Annotated in this window: 15 protein-coding genes; 7 read left to right on the forward strand and 8 right to left on the reverse strand. The window is 56.0% G+C overall.

Annotated features, from left to right (window positions below; genetic code table 11):
* Window positions 1-60 precede the first annotated feature (60 nt).
* From AC2FIT_RS06710 to guaA, 3 genes are all read right to left on the reverse strand, one after another.
* Window positions 61-1,188, reverse strand: coding sequence for an OmpP1/FadL family transporter (locus AC2FIT_RS06710; RefSeq protein WP_496827873.1), 1,128 nt, complete (start codon window positions 1,186-1,188; stop codon window positions 61-63).
* A gap of 142 nt (window positions 1,189-1,330) precedes the next feature.
* A complete protein-coding gene (locus tag AC2FIT_RS06715) occupies window positions 1,331-2,215 on the reverse strand; it encodes a DMT family transporter (protein WP_496827875.1) in 885 nt (294 codons plus the stop codon).
* 95 nt (window positions 2,216-2,310) lie between these two features.
* The gene (gene guaA, locus AC2FIT_RS06720) at window positions 2,311-3,870 is read right to left on the reverse strand and encodes a glutamine-hydrolyzing GMP synthase (protein WP_496827877.1); all 1,560 of its coding nucleotides are present in this window, start codon (window positions 3,868-3,870) and stop codon (window positions 2,311-2,313) included.
* Between the two features lie 80 nt (window positions 3,871-3,950).
* Here guaA and AC2FIT_RS06725 point away from each other — a divergent pair, with 80 nt between their 5' ends.
* Window positions 3,951-4,388 (forward strand): GNAT family N-acetyltransferase, encoded by a 438-nt coding sequence (locus AC2FIT_RS06725; protein ID WP_496827879.1) that lies wholly within the window; start codon window positions 3,951-3,953, stop codon window positions 4,386-4,388.
* Between the two features lie 6 nt (window positions 4,389-4,394).
* Here AC2FIT_RS06725 and AC2FIT_RS06730 read toward each other — a convergent pair whose 3' ends face one another.
* Window positions 4,395-5,096 (reverse strand): DUF2270 domain-containing protein, encoded by a 702-nt coding sequence (locus AC2FIT_RS06730; protein ID WP_496827882.1) that lies wholly within the window; start codon window positions 5,094-5,096, stop codon window positions 4,395-4,397.
* Window positions 5,097-5,251: 155 nt separating this feature from the next.
* On the opposite strand from AC2FIT_RS06730, the gene AC2FIT_RS06735 reads away from it, so the two are divergent.
* Window positions 5,252-6,796 (forward strand): trimethylamine methyltransferase family protein, encoded by a 1,545-nt coding sequence (locus tag AC2FIT_RS06735; RefSeq protein ID WP_496827884.1) that lies wholly within the window; start codon window positions 5,252-5,254, stop codon window positions 6,794-6,796.
* Here AC2FIT_RS06735 and AC2FIT_RS06740 read toward each other — a convergent pair whose 3' ends face one another.
* Window positions 6,797-7,096 (reverse strand): DUF6477 family protein, encoded by a 300-nt coding sequence (locus tag AC2FIT_RS06740; RefSeq protein WP_496827886.1) that lies wholly within the window; start codon window positions 7,094-7,096, stop codon window positions 6,797-6,799.
* A gap of 241 nt (window positions 7,097-7,337) precedes the next feature.
* Here AC2FIT_RS06740 and AC2FIT_RS06745 point away from each other — a divergent pair, with 241 nt between their 5' ends.
* Window positions 7,338-8,447, forward strand: a complete 1,110-nt coding sequence (locus tag AC2FIT_RS06745) for a DUF6456 domain-containing protein (protein WP_496827888.1) — start codon at window positions 7,338-7,340, stop codon at window positions 8,445-8,447.
* A gap of 147 nt (window positions 8,448-8,594) precedes the next feature.
* On the opposite strand, the gene AC2FIT_RS06750 is transcribed toward AC2FIT_RS06745, so the two are convergent.
* A complete protein-coding gene (locus tag AC2FIT_RS06750) occupies window positions 8,595-9,143 on the reverse strand; it encodes a peroxiredoxin (protein ID WP_068335137.1) in 549 nt (182 codons plus the stop codon).
* A 262-nt stretch (window positions 9,144-9,405) separates the two neighbouring features.
* Between AC2FIT_RS06750 and lipA the strand changes: the two genes are divergently transcribed.
* Together lipA and AC2FIT_RS06760 are read left to right on the forward strand one after the other, a co-directional pair.
* Window positions 9,406-10,356, forward strand: coding sequence for a lipoyl synthase (lipA, locus tag AC2FIT_RS06755; protein WP_496827891.1), 951 nt, complete (start codon window positions 9,406-9,408; stop codon window positions 10,354-10,356).
* Window positions 10,353-11,510, forward strand: coding sequence for an amidohydrolase (locus AC2FIT_RS06760; protein ID WP_496827893.1), 1,158 nt, complete (start codon window positions 10,353-10,355; stop codon window positions 11,508-11,510). Before lipA ends, AC2FIT_RS06760 begins: the two co-directional genes overlap by 4 nt.
* Here AC2FIT_RS06760 and hpt read toward each other — a convergent pair.
* Window positions 11,497-12,039: a hypoxanthine phosphoribosyltransferase gene (gene hpt, locus AC2FIT_RS06765; protein WP_496827895.1), complete on the reverse strand. Its 543-nt coding sequence runs from the start codon at window positions 12,037-12,039 to the stop codon at window positions 11,497-11,499. The genes AC2FIT_RS06760 and hpt overlap by 14 nt on opposite strands.
* 72 nt (window positions 12,040-12,111) lie before the next feature.
* On the opposite strand from hpt, the gene AC2FIT_RS06770 reads away from it, so the two are divergent.
* Window positions 12,112-12,558 (forward strand): type II toxin-antitoxin system RatA family toxin, encoded by a 447-nt coding sequence (locus tag AC2FIT_RS06770; protein ID WP_496828363.1) that lies wholly within the window; start codon window positions 12,112-12,114, stop codon window positions 12,556-12,558.
* Between the two features lie 37 nt (window positions 12,559-12,595).
* On the forward strand, window positions 12,596-13,891 hold the full coding sequence (locus tag AC2FIT_RS06775) for an MmgE/PrpD family protein (RefSeq protein WP_496827897.1): 1,296 nt from the start codon (window positions 12,596-12,598) through the stop codon (window positions 13,889-13,891).
* Here the strand turns inward: AC2FIT_RS06775 and pyrC are convergent.
* Entirely contained in the window at window positions 13,888-14,925 is a 1,038-nt protein-coding gene (gene pyrC, locus AC2FIT_RS06780; RefSeq protein WP_496827899.1) for a dihydroorotase, read from the reverse strand. The genes AC2FIT_RS06775 and pyrC overlap by 4 nt on opposite strands.
* Window positions 14,926-14,947: the final 22 nt, after the last annotated feature.

Here is a 14,947-nt window from a genome sequence, read left to right on the forward strand (position 1 = left end):
AACTTGCTAAAAGAAAACCCCGCCTGATGGGCGGGGTTTGACGGTTTACTTGGATTTGGTTCAGCCCAGAGAATAGGTGATCTGGAAACCAACGCTCCACGCGCTGTTGCCGCTGAATTCGCCACCAGTAGTGGTGGTCGCGTCGCCAACATCGGTGTAGCGTACACCGCCTGATATCTGGGCGTTTTCGATCGAGTATGTGCCGCCAACTCCAAGGCTCCAGAAACCATTGGTCGGGCCAAGGTTTGAAACGATCGAACTGGTATCTCTTTCATAGCCTACTGATACCGCACCAGAGAATTCTTCCGAGAACTGGTAACCCAAGCCCAAAGTGTAGGTGAAGGTTTCGTCTTCGTAGTCGACCAAGTTGTCACCCACAATACCTACATAGGCATCCGGTGCCAGTACCGTCTGAGGCCAGTCCACCCAGCGGATCGAACCAAATAGCAGTGTCTTTGGTGCGACTCCGGTTTGGAAATCAAGATTAACCGACTGGGGTGTTTCGACCTCGGTTTCGTCTTCTATTGTTACCAGGGCAGCCGGGACCGGAGGAGCCTGGTTGAATGATTCCGTAGACGAAAATTTGTGCGTAATCTTTGAGTTATATGTAAGCGAAACGCGTGCGGCGATCTCGGGCCGTTCCCAAGCGACCCCTACGACATAACCGAAATCCGTCTCAGCGTCGGCGTCAAACTCGTACCCTGCCACAATAGGTACAGTAACGTTTGCGGATGCACGTTGAGCACGAATACCCCCGATGGCACTGAAGCCACCGTCGAATTTATAACGCAAGAGAGCGGTAATGGCATCGACGTCTGCTGTCGCGGCCAAGACGCCGGTACGACCGCCGATGGCAGGCGGAACTGGGTTGATGGACAGAGGATAGTCGGTAGGATACTCAATATCTGCGCCGAACGGTTGGTCGTAGATCAAAGCAAAGTCTACACGCTCACTAAACGAATGCTTGTAAGCCAAGCCAGGTGAGAAAAAGTCGTTTGTCACGTTGCCTGACGATACGCCGTTCTGCTCACCGCTCACGTCCGGGTTTACGTAACCTAAACGCAATTGAACGACACTTCCTTCTTCAAACAGAATATTGACGCCCTGACCACTGCGGTCTAGCCCGCCAGCATACGCCCCTGTTGCCCCAACGCTCAGCGCGCACGCCTGCAATAGCGCTTTTCTCATTATGTCCTCCCTAAATTTGTCCTGCAAGTAAGGCCCGATTATCCGAGTGGTGATGATCGACCCTGTCCTTCGTGCCCGATATTTCTCAAGCTTTACCTTACCGTCAACTAGTGACGGTACGTTATCAGCGGTGAGTGTGGCCTTAATCTGTTGCCAATCTGCTACGATTCTCGGCGCGGACGTTCAGAAAGATACCCGAAAAGATCACCGCAGCCCCCAAAAGCGTCCAGTGATCCAGCGGTTCTTGATACAGAATCATGCCGACCACCGCGATTGTGGGCAGGCGGGCAAAGTCGAACGGGACAACCACGGTTGCCGGGGCGATGGCCAGAGCGTTCGCGATACAGTAATGCGCCAACAGGCCCGCAAGTCCGACCAGTATAAGGAAGGGTGCTGTATTGAGTGTCGGCAGAGCAATCTGTCCGTCGATACCCGAGGCGATCAGCCCAAGCACCGCCTGCATAACCGTTAACCAAAACATGATGCAGCCGATACTGGCGAACTGCGTCAACTTTTTCGTGGAAATCGTTGTAAGGGCAAAGAAAACTGCCGAAAGTGCGGCAGCCAGTACACCGGCATTCAAAGGAACGGCACCCGGTCGGGCGACAATCAGAATACCGACAAAGCCGATCAGTGCGGACAGCGCGCGCACGGGAGTCAGTCGTTCGCCCAGCAATAGCGGAGACAGCAGAACAACCCAGATCGGCTGAGTAAATTCCAGCGCAAAAACCTGCGCCAGTGGAATCACGGATACGGCATAGAACCAGAGGTTCTGGCCCGTGAAGTGAATCAGGTTTCGGATACCGTGTAGCCCCAGCCTGTGTGTCGAGACCTGATTCCATTTCCGTGTCAGCGTCAGGATGAATGCTACGACACATATGCCCACCAGGCTGCGGTAGAACATGATTTCGAACGTGTCATGCGTCACGCTGAGCTCCCGGCCAGCAACGGCCATCGAGGAGAACGAGGCAATCGCCCCGGTCATCCAAAGCGCGGCCTTGCCAATCTGCGGTTTGCTGCTGTCCATCTTTCTGCCTGCAGGAATCGTGGGATTCCGAAGTGCAATCTATGGGTTTCTGGCGGGACTTAAACAAACTAAGTCGCGACGAAGCCGCGCCAGCGTTATTCCCATTCGATCGTGCCCGGAGGTTTCGATGTGATGTCATATGTGCATCGGTTGATGCCCTTGACCTCATTAATGATGCGCGTGGCCGTCTCGCCAAGGAATTCATGGCTGAACGGGTAGTAGTCGGCGGTCATGCCATCGACGGACGTAACTGCACGCAGGGCGCAGGCATAGTCATAAGTGCGACCGTCGCCCATCACGCCAACGGTTCTGACCGGAAGAATCGCCACGAAAGCCTGCCAAATCTCGTCATAAAGACCATGTTTGCGAATTTGGTCGATATAGATCGCGTCCGCCTCTCGCAGAATGTCCAGTTTTTCACGCGTGATCTCGCCTGGGCAGCGGATCGCCAGCCCCGGTCCGGGGAAGGGGTGGCGGCCAATAAAGCTGTCGGGCAGGCCAAGCTCGCGTCCCAAGGCACGCACTTCGTCCTTGAACAGCTCGCGCAGGGGTTCAACAAGCTTCAGACCCATCTTCTCGGGCAAGCCGCCAACATTGTGGTGTGACTTGATAGTGACCGAAGGACCACCTGAGAACGATACAGACTCGATTACGTCCGGGTAGAGCGTGCCTTGGGCCAGAAACTCGGCCCCCTCGATCGTGTCGGCATGTTTCTGGAACACGTCGATGAACAGCTTGCCGATGATCTTGCGCTTGGTTTCAGGGTCGCACTGGCCGTCCAGCTCGCCCAGAAACAACTCGCTTTCATCTGCGTGAATCAACTGAATGTTGTAGTTGTCGCGGAACATGCCGACGACTTCCTGCGCCTCGTTCTTGCGCAACAGGCCGTGGTCCACGAATACGCAGGTGAGCTGATCGCCAATCGCCTCGTGAATAAGGATCGCCGCGACCGAGCTGTCGACGCCGCCGGACAGGCCGCAAATGACCTTTTTGTCACCGACCTGCTCGCGAATCTTGCGGATCATTTCGTCGCGATAAGCACCCATGGTCCAGTCACCGCTAAACCCGGCGAGTTTGACAAAGTTTTCGTACAGCTTCGCGCCCTTGGGTGTGTGGTGCACCTCGGGGTGGAACTGGACTGCATAGAAATGGCGATCCGTGTCGGCAGTGATTGCAAAAGGCGCATTTGGCGAGGTGCCGAACACCTCGAACCCCGGAGCGATTTGGCTGACATGATCACCGTGGCTCATCCAGACTTGTTCATTTCCGTCGGCGAACCAACCGTTCAGGATGTCCAGATCACCGGTGGGAGTGACAAATGCCCGACCGAACTCAGCCGTGCCGTGGCCACTTTCGACCTTGCCGCCCAATTGGTGCATCATCACCTGTTGGCCATAGCAGATGCCTAGAATCGGCACCCCATAATCAAAAATCTCTTGCGGAGCACGCGGGAATCCTTCGCGCGTGACGCTGTCCGGTCCACCCGAGAAAATCACAGCCTTGGGCGCCATGTCGCGCACAAAGTCCATCGTGACATTCTGATATGGGTGGATTTCGCAGTAGACGTTTAACTCGCGCAGGCGACGTGCAATCAACTGCGTCACCTGGCTGCCGAAGTCGATGATGAGAAGGCGGTCATGGGATGTCTGGCTCATGACTGGCTCTTAGGTCGCGTGGCGGGTATGTGCAAGCGTTATGAGGGCGTTTTCAGCGCAATGCTGAGGGAGAGTGAAGAATGTCGGCCATTCGTTTCATGGATGCAACGCAGAACGACGTCGAGGCGATAGTTGACTGCATCAGCGTTGCCTATGCCAAGGCGCGGGAAACTATAGATGATCTGCCCGATGTGACGGCAGGCATCGCGCAGGACATTGCGGATCACCACGTGCTTCTGGCCCGCATAGGTGAGCGATTGGTAGGCGTGGTGATATTCGCAAGAAAAAACACGGCGATGAAAGTCACTAATTTGGCCGTCTCGCCAAAGGCGCAAGGTCAGGGGATTGCCGCACAGCTTCTGGCGAAAGTTGAGGAGATGGCAAAAGACTGTGATTGCAGTCACATGGAACTGCGCACCCATTGTCTGATGCAGGACACGCGTGCGATCTATGCGCATCTTGGTTGGGTTGAGACGGGGATTTACAAAAATTCGGTCGCGATGCGAAAAGACCTTTGACCGGGTTCAACCCATAGAATCCGAACTCGACGTTCCGCGCTCTGCGGCGCGGCGCAGGTCGACGCGATAGCTCCAGATGGCAAGGGCGCTCCACGATCCTACGTAAAGTGTACCGATGCCGATGATGGCCTCGCCCGGAATTGGCCCGATATCCGCGCGATCAATGAAGTTGCGGAAACTCCCTACCGGAGTTGGATGAACTACCAGTTTGCCAATGTGCGCCAATGCCTGAATAACGAGAATCCACAGGTAGTTTCTGCGAATGCGCCGTCCGGCGGCGACCCAGAACCCGACGTGATACTTTGGATGCAAGTAGTCCTGAGCAAGCACCTTTTGCCAGTTTTCTTCCATGTGCAGATCGCCATCCATCAACATGGGTGCATAGAAATGTGTCTCCATCCACCGGGTACGCGCACGCCAGACGTTGAAGTATCGATAGCGCCGCGCCTCAAGCATCAGAAACAGGATGATTAAAACGCCCACCAACACTAACGGCAGCGGCGAAGCCTCAGGGGACGAAAACGAGATCGACAGCGCGACCCCCAGCGTAACAACGGCCCAATTCGTCGTTGTGTCCAGTCGAGTGCGCCACAATGTGCTCCGGTACACCTCTCCGCGGTACAGATGTGCGACAGCTCCGATCTCGGCCGCGGTGAGGGTCGTGCGCGCAGTTTCAGATGGCGATGTGGCCTGATCCTGGGTCTTCATTGCATTATCATGCCCGTAGTGGTTATGGCGGTCAAAGTTTTTGGAGATGCTGCGCCCATGTCGCTTTTCCCCCCAGAGCGCCGTAAATCATATGCTGGCGCGTGGCGCAGTCCTGTAACACAACCTCCAAACGAAGTATCAGATGGGATTTTCTCATGGCAGAGGCTAACACCCGGCGCAGGGCCAGAGGCGGCGGTGGCGCCGCCCGCCGCGCCGAGCGCACCGCAGTTCGCATCGAAACGGCGAAGTACATCGAACGGAACATTCCAAATTTCGAAGTTCTGAACGAAGAAGCCCTGGAAATTATTGAAACCAACGCAGAGACCATTCTGGCCGAGGTGGGCGTTAACTTCGTCGACAATCCGGATGCCCTTAAGCGGTGGAAAGATGCCGGGGCCGATGTTGATGGTGAGCGTGTGCGCATCCCGCGCGGGCTGGCGCGCGAGCTGATCAAAACCGCCCCCAGTCAGTTCACCCAGCACGCCCGCAACCCGGAGAAATCCGTTGTTATCGGTGGCCGCAACCTTGTTCTGGCACCGGTCTACGGTCCGCCCTTCGTGCGCGATATTCATGGCGGTCGTCGATATGCGACCATGGACGATTTCAACAAGTTCGTGAAACTGGCGTATATGTCCAAATGGCTGCACCATTCGGGCGGAACCGTTTGCGAGCCTACAGACATACCCGTGAACAAGCGTCACCTGGATATGCTGATGGCGCACATGACCTTGTCGGACAAGCCGTTCATGGGGTCGGTCACAGATCCCAGCCGGGCGCAGGATTCGGTCGAGATGTGTGAAATCCTGTTCGGAAAAGAGTTCGTTCAGGAAAACACGGTGATGACTTCGCTGGTTAACATCAACTCTCCGATGACCTTCGACGACGTGATGATGGGTGCGCTTGAGGTCTATGCGAAAAACAACCAGGCCTGCATCATCTCACCGTTTATCGTCGGTGGTGCAATGGCGCCGGTTTCAGTTGCGGGAACGCTGACGCAGGTTCTGGCCGAGGTACTGGCGGGCATTTCCTATAGCCAGATCATTCGTCCGGGCGCGCCTGCGATCTTCGGTGCGTTCGTGACCTCAATCGATATGAATTCCGGCGCGCCAACCTTTGGCACACCCGAAGCCTCGCACATCACCTATGGCGCAGGTCAACTGGCGCGTCGCCTGAACCTGCCATTCCGTTCGGCCGGTTCGTTCTGTGGTTCAAAGCTGCCCGACGCGCAGGCCGCTTATGAAACGGCGAACTCACTGAACATGGGGTTGATGGCTGGTGTCAACTTTATGCTGCACTCGTGCGGATGGCTCGAAGGCGGTCTGGTTGCCGATTTCGAGAAGTTTGTCATGGATGCCGACCAGTTGGGTGTTCTGCATGGACTGGCCAAAGGCGTGACCTATGACGAAAACGCGCAGGCAATGGATGCGATCCGCGAGGTTGGTCCGGGCGGTCACTATCTTGGTTGCGCCCACACTCAGGCGAACTTCAAGGAAGCATTCTGGAAAACAGACTTGCTGGACTACAAGCCCTATGAAACCTGGGAAGATGAAGGCGCGCGCGACACGCGGCAACTGGCCGCCGCGCGGGTCGAGCGTCTGCTGGCCAATTATCAGCAGCCGCAAATCGACCCGGCCATCAATGCCGCATTGAACGAATACGTGGCGGAAAAGAAAGCATCCATGCCGGATGCCTTCACCTGATCATTGATACTGCGCGGCGCGGCTGGCCTGAAACAGCTGCGCCTCGCCCAGCAACGCGATTAGCAGATCAAGATGACGGACCAGCGAATAGGCTGCATCCTCCTCAAGACGCTGTGCGTTGACCTCTCGTTCCATTTCCAACAGTCGTACCAGCGCCGCACCGGTAGAGGGCATGGACCCGTATCCGAGAATGCGTTGTAGGTACCGATCCCGATCATAGTCCTGCGCCCCTATGTTTGCGGCCCGTGCCAACAGGCGGGGGCGGCGAAGGGTCGTAATCATTGTCATCAGGTCCTGCATTTCGGGGTTCCTTAGTCAGAGTGAACTTTGCCATATATGTTGCACAACCTAAGCGGGTGTTGCCTTGATCGGGGTCGCGCCGCACTCTGGCTTCATGAGTGTTTATGAATTTGAGACAAATCTGGCACTTGTCTCTGCAGGTTAACGAACAAGTAACGAAAGCGACTCTAGTTAGAATTGGTTAACAAATTTACCGGGGGCGATTGAGAACAGATTGTTGGGTCGACAAGGGCAAGTAATCATGCAAAACAACGAGGCTTTCACCATTCCGGCTTGGGTACCAGAGGGGGCGCAAAGATATCTTGCCCATACGGAAACCGGTCAATCGATCCGCGATATTGCGCGATCAGCAGGGTGCCATGCTTCGACCATACTAAGGCAGATCAGGCGCATAGAAACACGCCGAGACGATCCGTTGGTGGATGCCGCGCTGCAGTCTCTGGCCCAGGCACATTTTGCTGAAACGCCAGCCGCAGCAGACAGCACCTTTCATGTGACACAGGAAGAAACCGCCGCTGCAAAGGACGAAGAATTCAACCGCGAGGCGCTGCGGATTCTGCGCCGTTTGTGCGAAACTGGGGCGGTCCTGGCAGTCGCCGAAGAAATGGACAAGGCTGTGGTCGTACGCGACTTGGGCGAGGGGGGTACAGCCAAAACGGCGATAGTAGATTGCAGGATCGCGCAGGCTTTGGCCCTGAAGGACTGGATTTCCTGTGACAATCCCGGTCGTATCTCAAGGTATCGGATTTCGTCATCGGGGCGTTCCGCGCTCAGCCAATTGATTGCGGATGACGAAAACAAAGCGCGTGCACGCAATGAGTTCGGCATGTCCGAGGTACAAACACCGTTTCAGTCGCAATTTGCGCAAGGCAACAGCGTGACAGCAAAGTCACAGCGGTCAAGACGCATCCGCTACTATGCAGCGGAAAGCCCGTTGATCGGATTGGCTCGCAGGCGCGATCGCGATGGCAAACCCTTTCTGGACGAAACGCTTGTGGCCGCAGGTGAACGGTTGCGCGAGGATTTCGAGCTAGCGCAGATCGGCCCTCAGGTCGCACAGAACTGGGATCACTTCCTGACCGCAGGCGGGCGCGGCAGCTTCGGGCTCGAGTCTCACGGCGGGCAAGGGGCCTCAGATGCACGTAAACGCGTTGAGCACGCTTTGTCGGATCTTGGTCCAGGGCTAAGCGACGTGGCGCTGCGGTGCTGTTGCTATCTTGAAGGGTTGGAGCTTGCTGAAAAGCGTATGGGCTGGTCAGCGCGTTCGGGCAAGATCGTGCTCCGGATCGCACTACAAAGGCTCAAGCGGCACTACGAAAGCCAGTCGGAAAGAAACCGAATGATTGGGTGATCTGCTTGATCGCGTTCAGGGGCTTTGATCTTTTTTTGATACCTGAAGTTATCAGACAAGTTAGTGAAGGTTTTGTTGCCGCCGCGCAGGCCTTAACACGAAAAGACCCGCCAGCGGCGGGTCTTTAGCATCAGGTCGGCTACAAGCTTAGGCCAAAGCCGGCTCGTTGGCTTCGTCCAGGTGCTTTTTCAGATTGTCCGGTGAGGACACGCCATAGGGGTCCTCGGGGCAGTTATCCATCAGACCCGGCTCTTCGAACCAAGCTTCGACGACACCGTCATTCACGATGGCTGCGTAGCGCCAAGAGCGCATGCCAAAGCCCAGATTGTCTTTGTCGACCAGCATACCCATCTTGCGGGTGAACTCGCCTGAACCGTCCGGGATGACCTTGACGTTTTCAAGACCCTGATCCTTTGCCCATTTGTTCATGACGAAGCTGTCATTGACGGACATGCAGTAGATTTCGTCAATGCCTTTTTCCTTGAACTCGGCATAGCCGTTTTCAAACCCCGGAAGCTGATAGGTCGAGCATGTAGGAGTGAATGCGCCTGGCAGCGAAAACAGAATGACGCGTTTGCCGGCAAAGTAATCCGCGGTGGTCTTGTCTTCCCAACGGAACGGATTCGGGCCTTCGATGGCCTCATCACGGACACGGGTGTGAAAGGTTACGTCGGGCAGTTTGGTACCGGATTTCATATTCATGTTCCTGTGATTCACTAGTTTTCGCCCCGCCGTTTAAAAGAGTTCTAAACTGGCTTCAACGTGAATAATGCTGCAAGTGCGAATGAAATTCAGCATATATAAATATGATTATCTGCAAATAATTATGCCCATTTTGATAGAGATATGCCGCAACTGCGAACTGCGCTGTTATGGCAGGTATGCACGGGTGGTGTAGCTAATGGCTGCGGATTATACTATGTCAAAGCAAAACGACCCTAAGTCAGGATAGCCAACTGTGCGTGATCTGAAGATCCCCGAACAACGTCATCCGGAAAAGGCGCATCGTCAGGACAATGCGCAGCCGAAGAAGCCGAAATGGATCCGTGTGAAGGCGCCCGGTGGGAAGGGTTATGCCGAAACGCACAAGATCATGCGGGAAAACAATTTGGTCACCGTCTGCGAAGAGGCCGGGTGCCCGAATGTAGGCGAATGTTGGAGTCAGGGTCACGCCACCATGATGATCATGGGCGAGATTTGTACTCGTGGCTGCACATTCTGCAATATCGCGACTGGCCGTCCGGATTCGTTGGATGTTTTTGAACCTGGTCGCGTGGCGCATGCTGTGCAAAAGCTTGGCTTGAATCATGTCGTCATCACGTCGGTTGACCGGGATGATCTGGATGATGGCGGCGCCGACCATTTCGCGCAGACCATTCGCGCGGTGCGCCACCGTTCACCAAAGACGACGATCGAGATTCTGACTCCGGACTTCTTGAAATGCGATCCTGCGGTTTTGGAGGTTGTCGTCGAAGCAAAGCCGGACGTTTTCAACCACAACCTTGAAACAGTGCCCGGTCTGTACCCCGCGGTACGCCCCGGCGCGCGCTATTTCCACTCGCTGCGGTTGCTACAACGGGTGAAAGAGTTGGACCCGTCGATATTCACCAAATCCGGTATCATGGTCGGGTTGGGTGAAGACGAACAACAGGTTCGGCAGGTTATGGATGATATGCGCGCAGCAGACATTGATTTCCTGACGATCGGTCAGTACTTGCAGCCAACTCCGAAACACCATGGAGTTGACCGTTTTGTGACGCCCGAAGAGTTTGCTTCTTACGAAAAAGCGGCTTACGGCAAGGGCTTCCTGATGGTGTCCGCAACACCTCTGACCCGTTCATCCTATCACGCCGGAGATGACTTTGCGCGTTTGCGTGAAGCGCGTCAGAAGAAATTAGACCAAGGGTGAACTCGGAAGCAGCGGAGCGGTTGATACGACTGCGCCACGACCTTCACCAATTTCCTGAGATTTCGGGGCAAGAAAAAGAAACGGCCGCAAAGGTCGCGGCAGAATTGCGTGCGAGTCATGCCGATCAGGTGCTGACATCCATCGGCGGTCACGGCGTGGCAGGTCTTTATGAAAGTGGAAAAGACGGACCAACCGTTGCCATCCGGTGCGAACTTGACGGTTTGCCGATTCAGGAACTGTCCAACTTGACATATCGCTCACGCGTTGCGGGCAAGGGGCATTTGTGTGGGCACGACGGACATATGGCAATTGTTCTGGCCGTCGCGGAGCAGCTTGGTCGAAATCGCCCCACGAAAGGCCGGGTCATTCTGATTTTCCAGCCAGCCGAGGAAACCGGGCAGGGCGCTATCGCCTATCGCAAGGATCCAAAGTTTCCCCAGATCGCGCCGGATTATGTGTTTTCGCTCCATAACCTGCCGGGTTTGGCATTGGGTGAGGTCGAGCTGTGCGCGGGTCCGGCGAATTGCGCGTCTCGTGGGATGAAAGTGGCGCTGACTGGAAAAACGTCACATGCCGCGGCACCGCAAGATGGTGTGTCCCCGGCGGCGGCCTTGGCGTTGTTGATGCCGAAACTGGCCGATTTGGGAAAGGGCGGGCGTTTGGACGCAGACTTTGCGCTTACCACCGTGACCCATGCGACCCTTGGTGAGCCAACTTTTGGCATAGCGCCCGGTCAGGCTGAACTATGGGTGACGCTTCGCACCGTTGCTGATGCGCGTATGCAAAACCTGATGGCAGAGGCTGAGGCGCTTGTTGCACATACCGCCTCGGGTCAGGGTCTTGAGTATGAGATCACCTATGAAGATGTCTTTGAGGCTTGTGTAAACGCGCCCGAAGCTGTCGACGTTCTGCGACAAGCATGCGCTGCAACGGATGTGCCATGTGTGCTGACGTCCAACCCGCAGAAATTCTCTGAAGATTTTGGGCAGTTTGGGAAAGAGGCAAAGGCAGCAAAGTTCTGGTTGGGGGCAGGGGTGGACCACCCGCAACTGCACAACCCGGATTACGATTTTCCTGATGCCTTGATCCCGATTGGAACCGGGATATTCCTTGCGGCCATTCGGCAGGTGCTGGGACAGCTTAGTCCCCGGTAAAGCGCACCTTGCCGATAAACGGCAGGTTGCGATTGCGCTGCGCGTAGTCGATGCCATAGCCCACAACGAACTCGTCCGGGATTTCGAACCCGATCCAGTCTGAGCGGAAATCAACCTCGCGCCGGCTGGGTTTGTCCAGCAGCGCGATGGATTTCAACCGAGCCGGTTTCCGGCTGCGCAGCAGCTTCGTCACGTGGTTCAGCGTGTGGCCGGTGTCGACAATATCTTCGACCACCAAAACGTCGCGCCCTTCAATTGCGCCACGTAAGTCCTTGAGTATACGAACCTCACGACTGCTTTCCATCGAATCTCCGTAGGAAGATGCCTCAAGGAAATCGACCTCAATCGGCAGGTCCAGTTCGCGGACGAGGTCAGCAATGAAGACAAAGCTGCCACGAAGCAAACCGACCACGACCAATTTGTCCGTTTCGGCGAAGTCGGCGCTGATCTCGCGGCACAGCTCTTCTATTCGGGCGGCGATGGCCTTGGCCGAGATCATCTCATCTATCACATATGCGCGGTCCGTCATCGCAGCCCCCTTGATCTTTGGCGCGCAACATACGACATGACGCGCTATTGTCACCTGCAAATACCGGAAGCCATGCCTACTCATTCGGAAACGCGCCACCTGCCTTATACAGCTCAGCAGATGTACGATTTGATTGCGGATGTGGCGAAGTATCCCGAGTTTTTGCCTTGGTGCGCCGCTGCGCGTATCAGGAGAACATATGCCGCGGGTGAGGCGCACGTCCTGGAAGCGGACTTGATCATCTCATTCAAGGTATTTCGCGAAAGATTTGGCAGCCGGGTGACGCTTTATCCCGATCAAATGAAGATCGACACCGAATACCTTGACGGTCCATTCAAATACATGAAATCTGATTGGCAGTTTGAAGACGCACCCGAGGGTGGCTGCAACGTCTCATTCCATGTCGATTTCGAATTTAAGAACGCCATCCTTCAGGGCATTATCGGCGTTGTGTTTAACGAAGCCATGCACCGGATCGTTCATGCATTTGAGACCCGTGCGGCGGATTTGTACCGCTAGGGCTTTACCCGTGTTTGCCGGGCGCTAGACTGCGCTCATGACCGATTTTTCCCTATCTCTTGCCACTTTTGCCGCTGGCGCTGTTGAGACAACGCTGCAAACGCGGATCGTTACCTCGTTGTCCGTTCTTGACTGGATCGCAGTGGGTCGGGCCGGCGTTACTGAGCCGGTTTCGAAAGCTGTTCGAAATCTTGTGCTAGCCGAGGAAGGTGCCGCGCACGCGCATCTGTTCGGCGGTGGAGCAGCACCACTGCGAGGGGCGGCTTTGGTCAACGGAACCGTGTCTCATGCGTTGGATTACGACGATACGCATTTTGCACATATCGGGCATCCATCGGTGGCCATTCTGCCTGCCGTAATGGCGCTGAGCGAATGGGATGATCGCATCCTTGTTGATTTCCTTGACGCCGCGTTGGTGGGAATGGAGGTCTCAATCCGTATGGGTCTTTGGCTTGGGCGCAATCACTATCAGGCCGGGTTTCATCAGACCGCAACGGCGGGTGCCTTTGGGGCGGCCGTTGCGGCCGGGCGCATTCTGGGATTCGACGCGGATCAGATGCAAAAGGTTCTGGGCCTGACCGCAACTCGCGCATCTGGCCTAAAGGTGCAATTTGGGACGATGGGCAAACCTTATAATGCGGGGCTTGCAGCCTCGAACGGGGTCGAAGCTGCTTTGCTGATTGCCGGGGGTTTCGAACCCAAAAGGGAGGCACTCGAAGGGCAATACGGTTTCGGCGCGACGCATCGGGGTGAGGGTGACGCAAAGATGGCGCTTGAAGGGTTAGGCGATGAGTGGCTGTTCGAAAACGTAAGCCACAAATTCCACGCGTGCTGTCACGGCTTGCACGCAGCGCTTGAGGCTGCCCGCGATCTGGACATTGCCGAACCGGAAGTGGCCGAAATCAAGATAAAGACCCACCCAAGGTGGATGAGCGTATGCAACCAAATGGCGCCGACCACAGGATTAGGTGCCAAGTTTTCCTACCGGACCGTCATCGCGATGCAAGCGCTTGGTTACGATACGGGGGTGCCTGCCAGTTACTCGGAAAGGGTCTGTGCCGATCCCCGCCTGACGTCGTTGCGCGACCGGGTTTCGGTTGAGGCTGACGATACCCTGTCGGAAACACAGGCCCAAGTAACCCTGTTACGTCGCGATGGTGCCCGGCTTGACGAGACGCATGATCTGCTGGCTCCGGTGGCGCTGTCAGATCGTGAGGATAGGGTTCGGTTAAAAGCGTCCAAATTGGTCGGTGCCGAGAAGGCGGATGCGATCTGGTCGATGTTGCGTACCGGTGGCGGCGCCCGCGATCTGGCAAAAATGCTGGCGGATTAAACGACGCGCCAATGCAAGGGGAAGCCGGGCTCAAACACCGTGACCGGACCATCGCCTGTTTCGATCTTGCAGGGGTACTCCACAGGTTCGCCTTTGGTCAACGTGATCGTTTCCTTGTTTACCGGCAGACCGTAAAACGCAGGACCGTTCAACGAAACGAACCCTTCCAGCTTGTCCATCGCGCTTTCACGGTCAAACATTTCGGCCACCAGTGACATGGTGTTGGTCGCGGTGAAACAACCTGCGCACCCACACGCCATTTCTTTGTTATCGTCCGTATGCGGCGCACTGTCGGTGCCCATGAAGTACCGTTTGTCACCCGAGGTCGCGGCAGCCACCAGCGCCAGGCGGTGATCCTCTCGCTTCGCAACAGGCAGGCAGTAGTAATGCGGTTTGATGCCGCCCACCAGAATGTGGTTGCGGTTGATGATCAGGTGATGCGCGGTAATGGTTGCGCCAAGATCCGTTTCGTTGGCTTTGACATACTCGACGCCATTGCTGGTTGTGATGTGCTCCATCACAACACGCAGACCCGGTGTGGACCTGCGGATAGGGTCAAGCACGCGGTCGATGAACACAGCTTCACGGTCGAATATGTCGATTTCAGGGTCCGTGACTTCACCGTGAACGCACAGAGGCAGACCAATCTCTGCCATCTTATCCAGCACCGAACGGACTTTGTCGAAATCACGTACACCTGAATTTGAGTTGGTGGTTGCCCCTGCTGGATAGAGCTTTACCGCCTTGACCAAACCGCTCGCATGGGCGGCGGCCACGTCTGCGGCGTCCGTGTCTTCGGTCAGATAGAGTGTCATCAGCGGCTCGAACGTCATGTCGGCGGGCAGGGTCGCCATGATTCGATCCCGGTAGGCCGCCGCCTGATCGCCACGCACGACGGGCGGAACGAGGTTCGGCATAATGATTGCGCGGGCAAAATGGCGTGCGGTTTCGGGCAGGACGGCCTGCAACATCGCGCCATCGCGCAGGTGCAAGTGCCAGTCATCGGGGCGGCGGATCGTGATGCTATCGGTCATGCCGCATCCGCTAGCACAGTGG

The organism is Ruegeria sp. YTSA135 (genome assembly GCF_059610165.1).

Excerpts from the sequence above, each read along its gene's own strand:
- pyrC (WP_496827899.1), bottom strand. The coding sequence starts at position 14,925 with ATGACCGATAGCATCACGATCCGCCGCCCCGATGACTGGCACTTGCAC.
- AC2FIT_RS06740 (WP_496827886.1), bottom strand. The coding sequence starts at position 7,096 with ATGCAGGACCTGATGACAATGATTACGACCCTTCGCCGCCCCCGCCTG.
- AC2FIT_RS06775 (WP_496827897.1), top strand. The coding sequence starts at position 12,596 with ATGACCGATTTTTCCCTATCTCTTGCCACTTTTGCCGCTGGCGCTGTT.
- AC2FIT_RS06730 (WP_496827882.1), bottom strand. The coding sequence starts at position 5,096 with ATGAAGACCCAGGATCAGGCCACATCGCCATCTGAAACTGCGCGCACG.
- guaA (WP_496827877.1), bottom strand. The coding sequence starts at position 3,870 with ATGAGCCAGACATCCCATGACCGCCTTCTCATCATCGACTTCGGCAGC.
- AC2FIT_RS06725 (WP_496827879.1), top strand. The coding sequence starts at position 3,951 with ATGTCGGCCATTCGTTTCATGGATGCAACGCAGAACGACGTCGAGGCG.
- AC2FIT_RS06715 (WP_496827875.1), bottom strand. The coding sequence starts at position 2,215 with ATGGACAGCAGCAAACCGCAGATTGGCAAGGCCGCGCTTTGGATGACC.
- AC2FIT_RS06750 (WP_068335137.1), bottom strand. The coding sequence starts at position 9,143 with ATGAAATCCGGTACCAAACTGCCCGACGTAACCTTTCACACCCGTGTC.
- AC2FIT_RS06745 (WP_496827888.1), top strand. The coding sequence starts at position 7,338 with ATGCAAAACAACGAGGCTTTCACCATTCCGGCTTGGGTACCAGAGGGG.
- AC2FIT_RS06710 (WP_496827873.1), bottom strand. The coding sequence starts at position 1,188 with ATGAGAAAAGCGCTATTGCAGGCGTGCGCGCTGAGCGTTGGGGCAACA.
- AC2FIT_RS06770 (WP_496828363.1), top strand. The coding sequence starts at position 12,112 with ATGCCTACTCATTCGGAAACGCGCCACCTGCCTTATACAGCTCAGCAG.
- AC2FIT_RS06735 (WP_496827884.1), top strand. The coding sequence starts at position 5,252 with ATGGCAGAGGCTAACACCCGGCGCAGGGCCAGAGGCGGCGGTGGCGCC.
- hpt (WP_496827895.1), bottom strand. The coding sequence starts at position 12,039 with ATGACGGACCGCGCATATGTGATAGATGAGATGATCTCGGCCAAGGCC.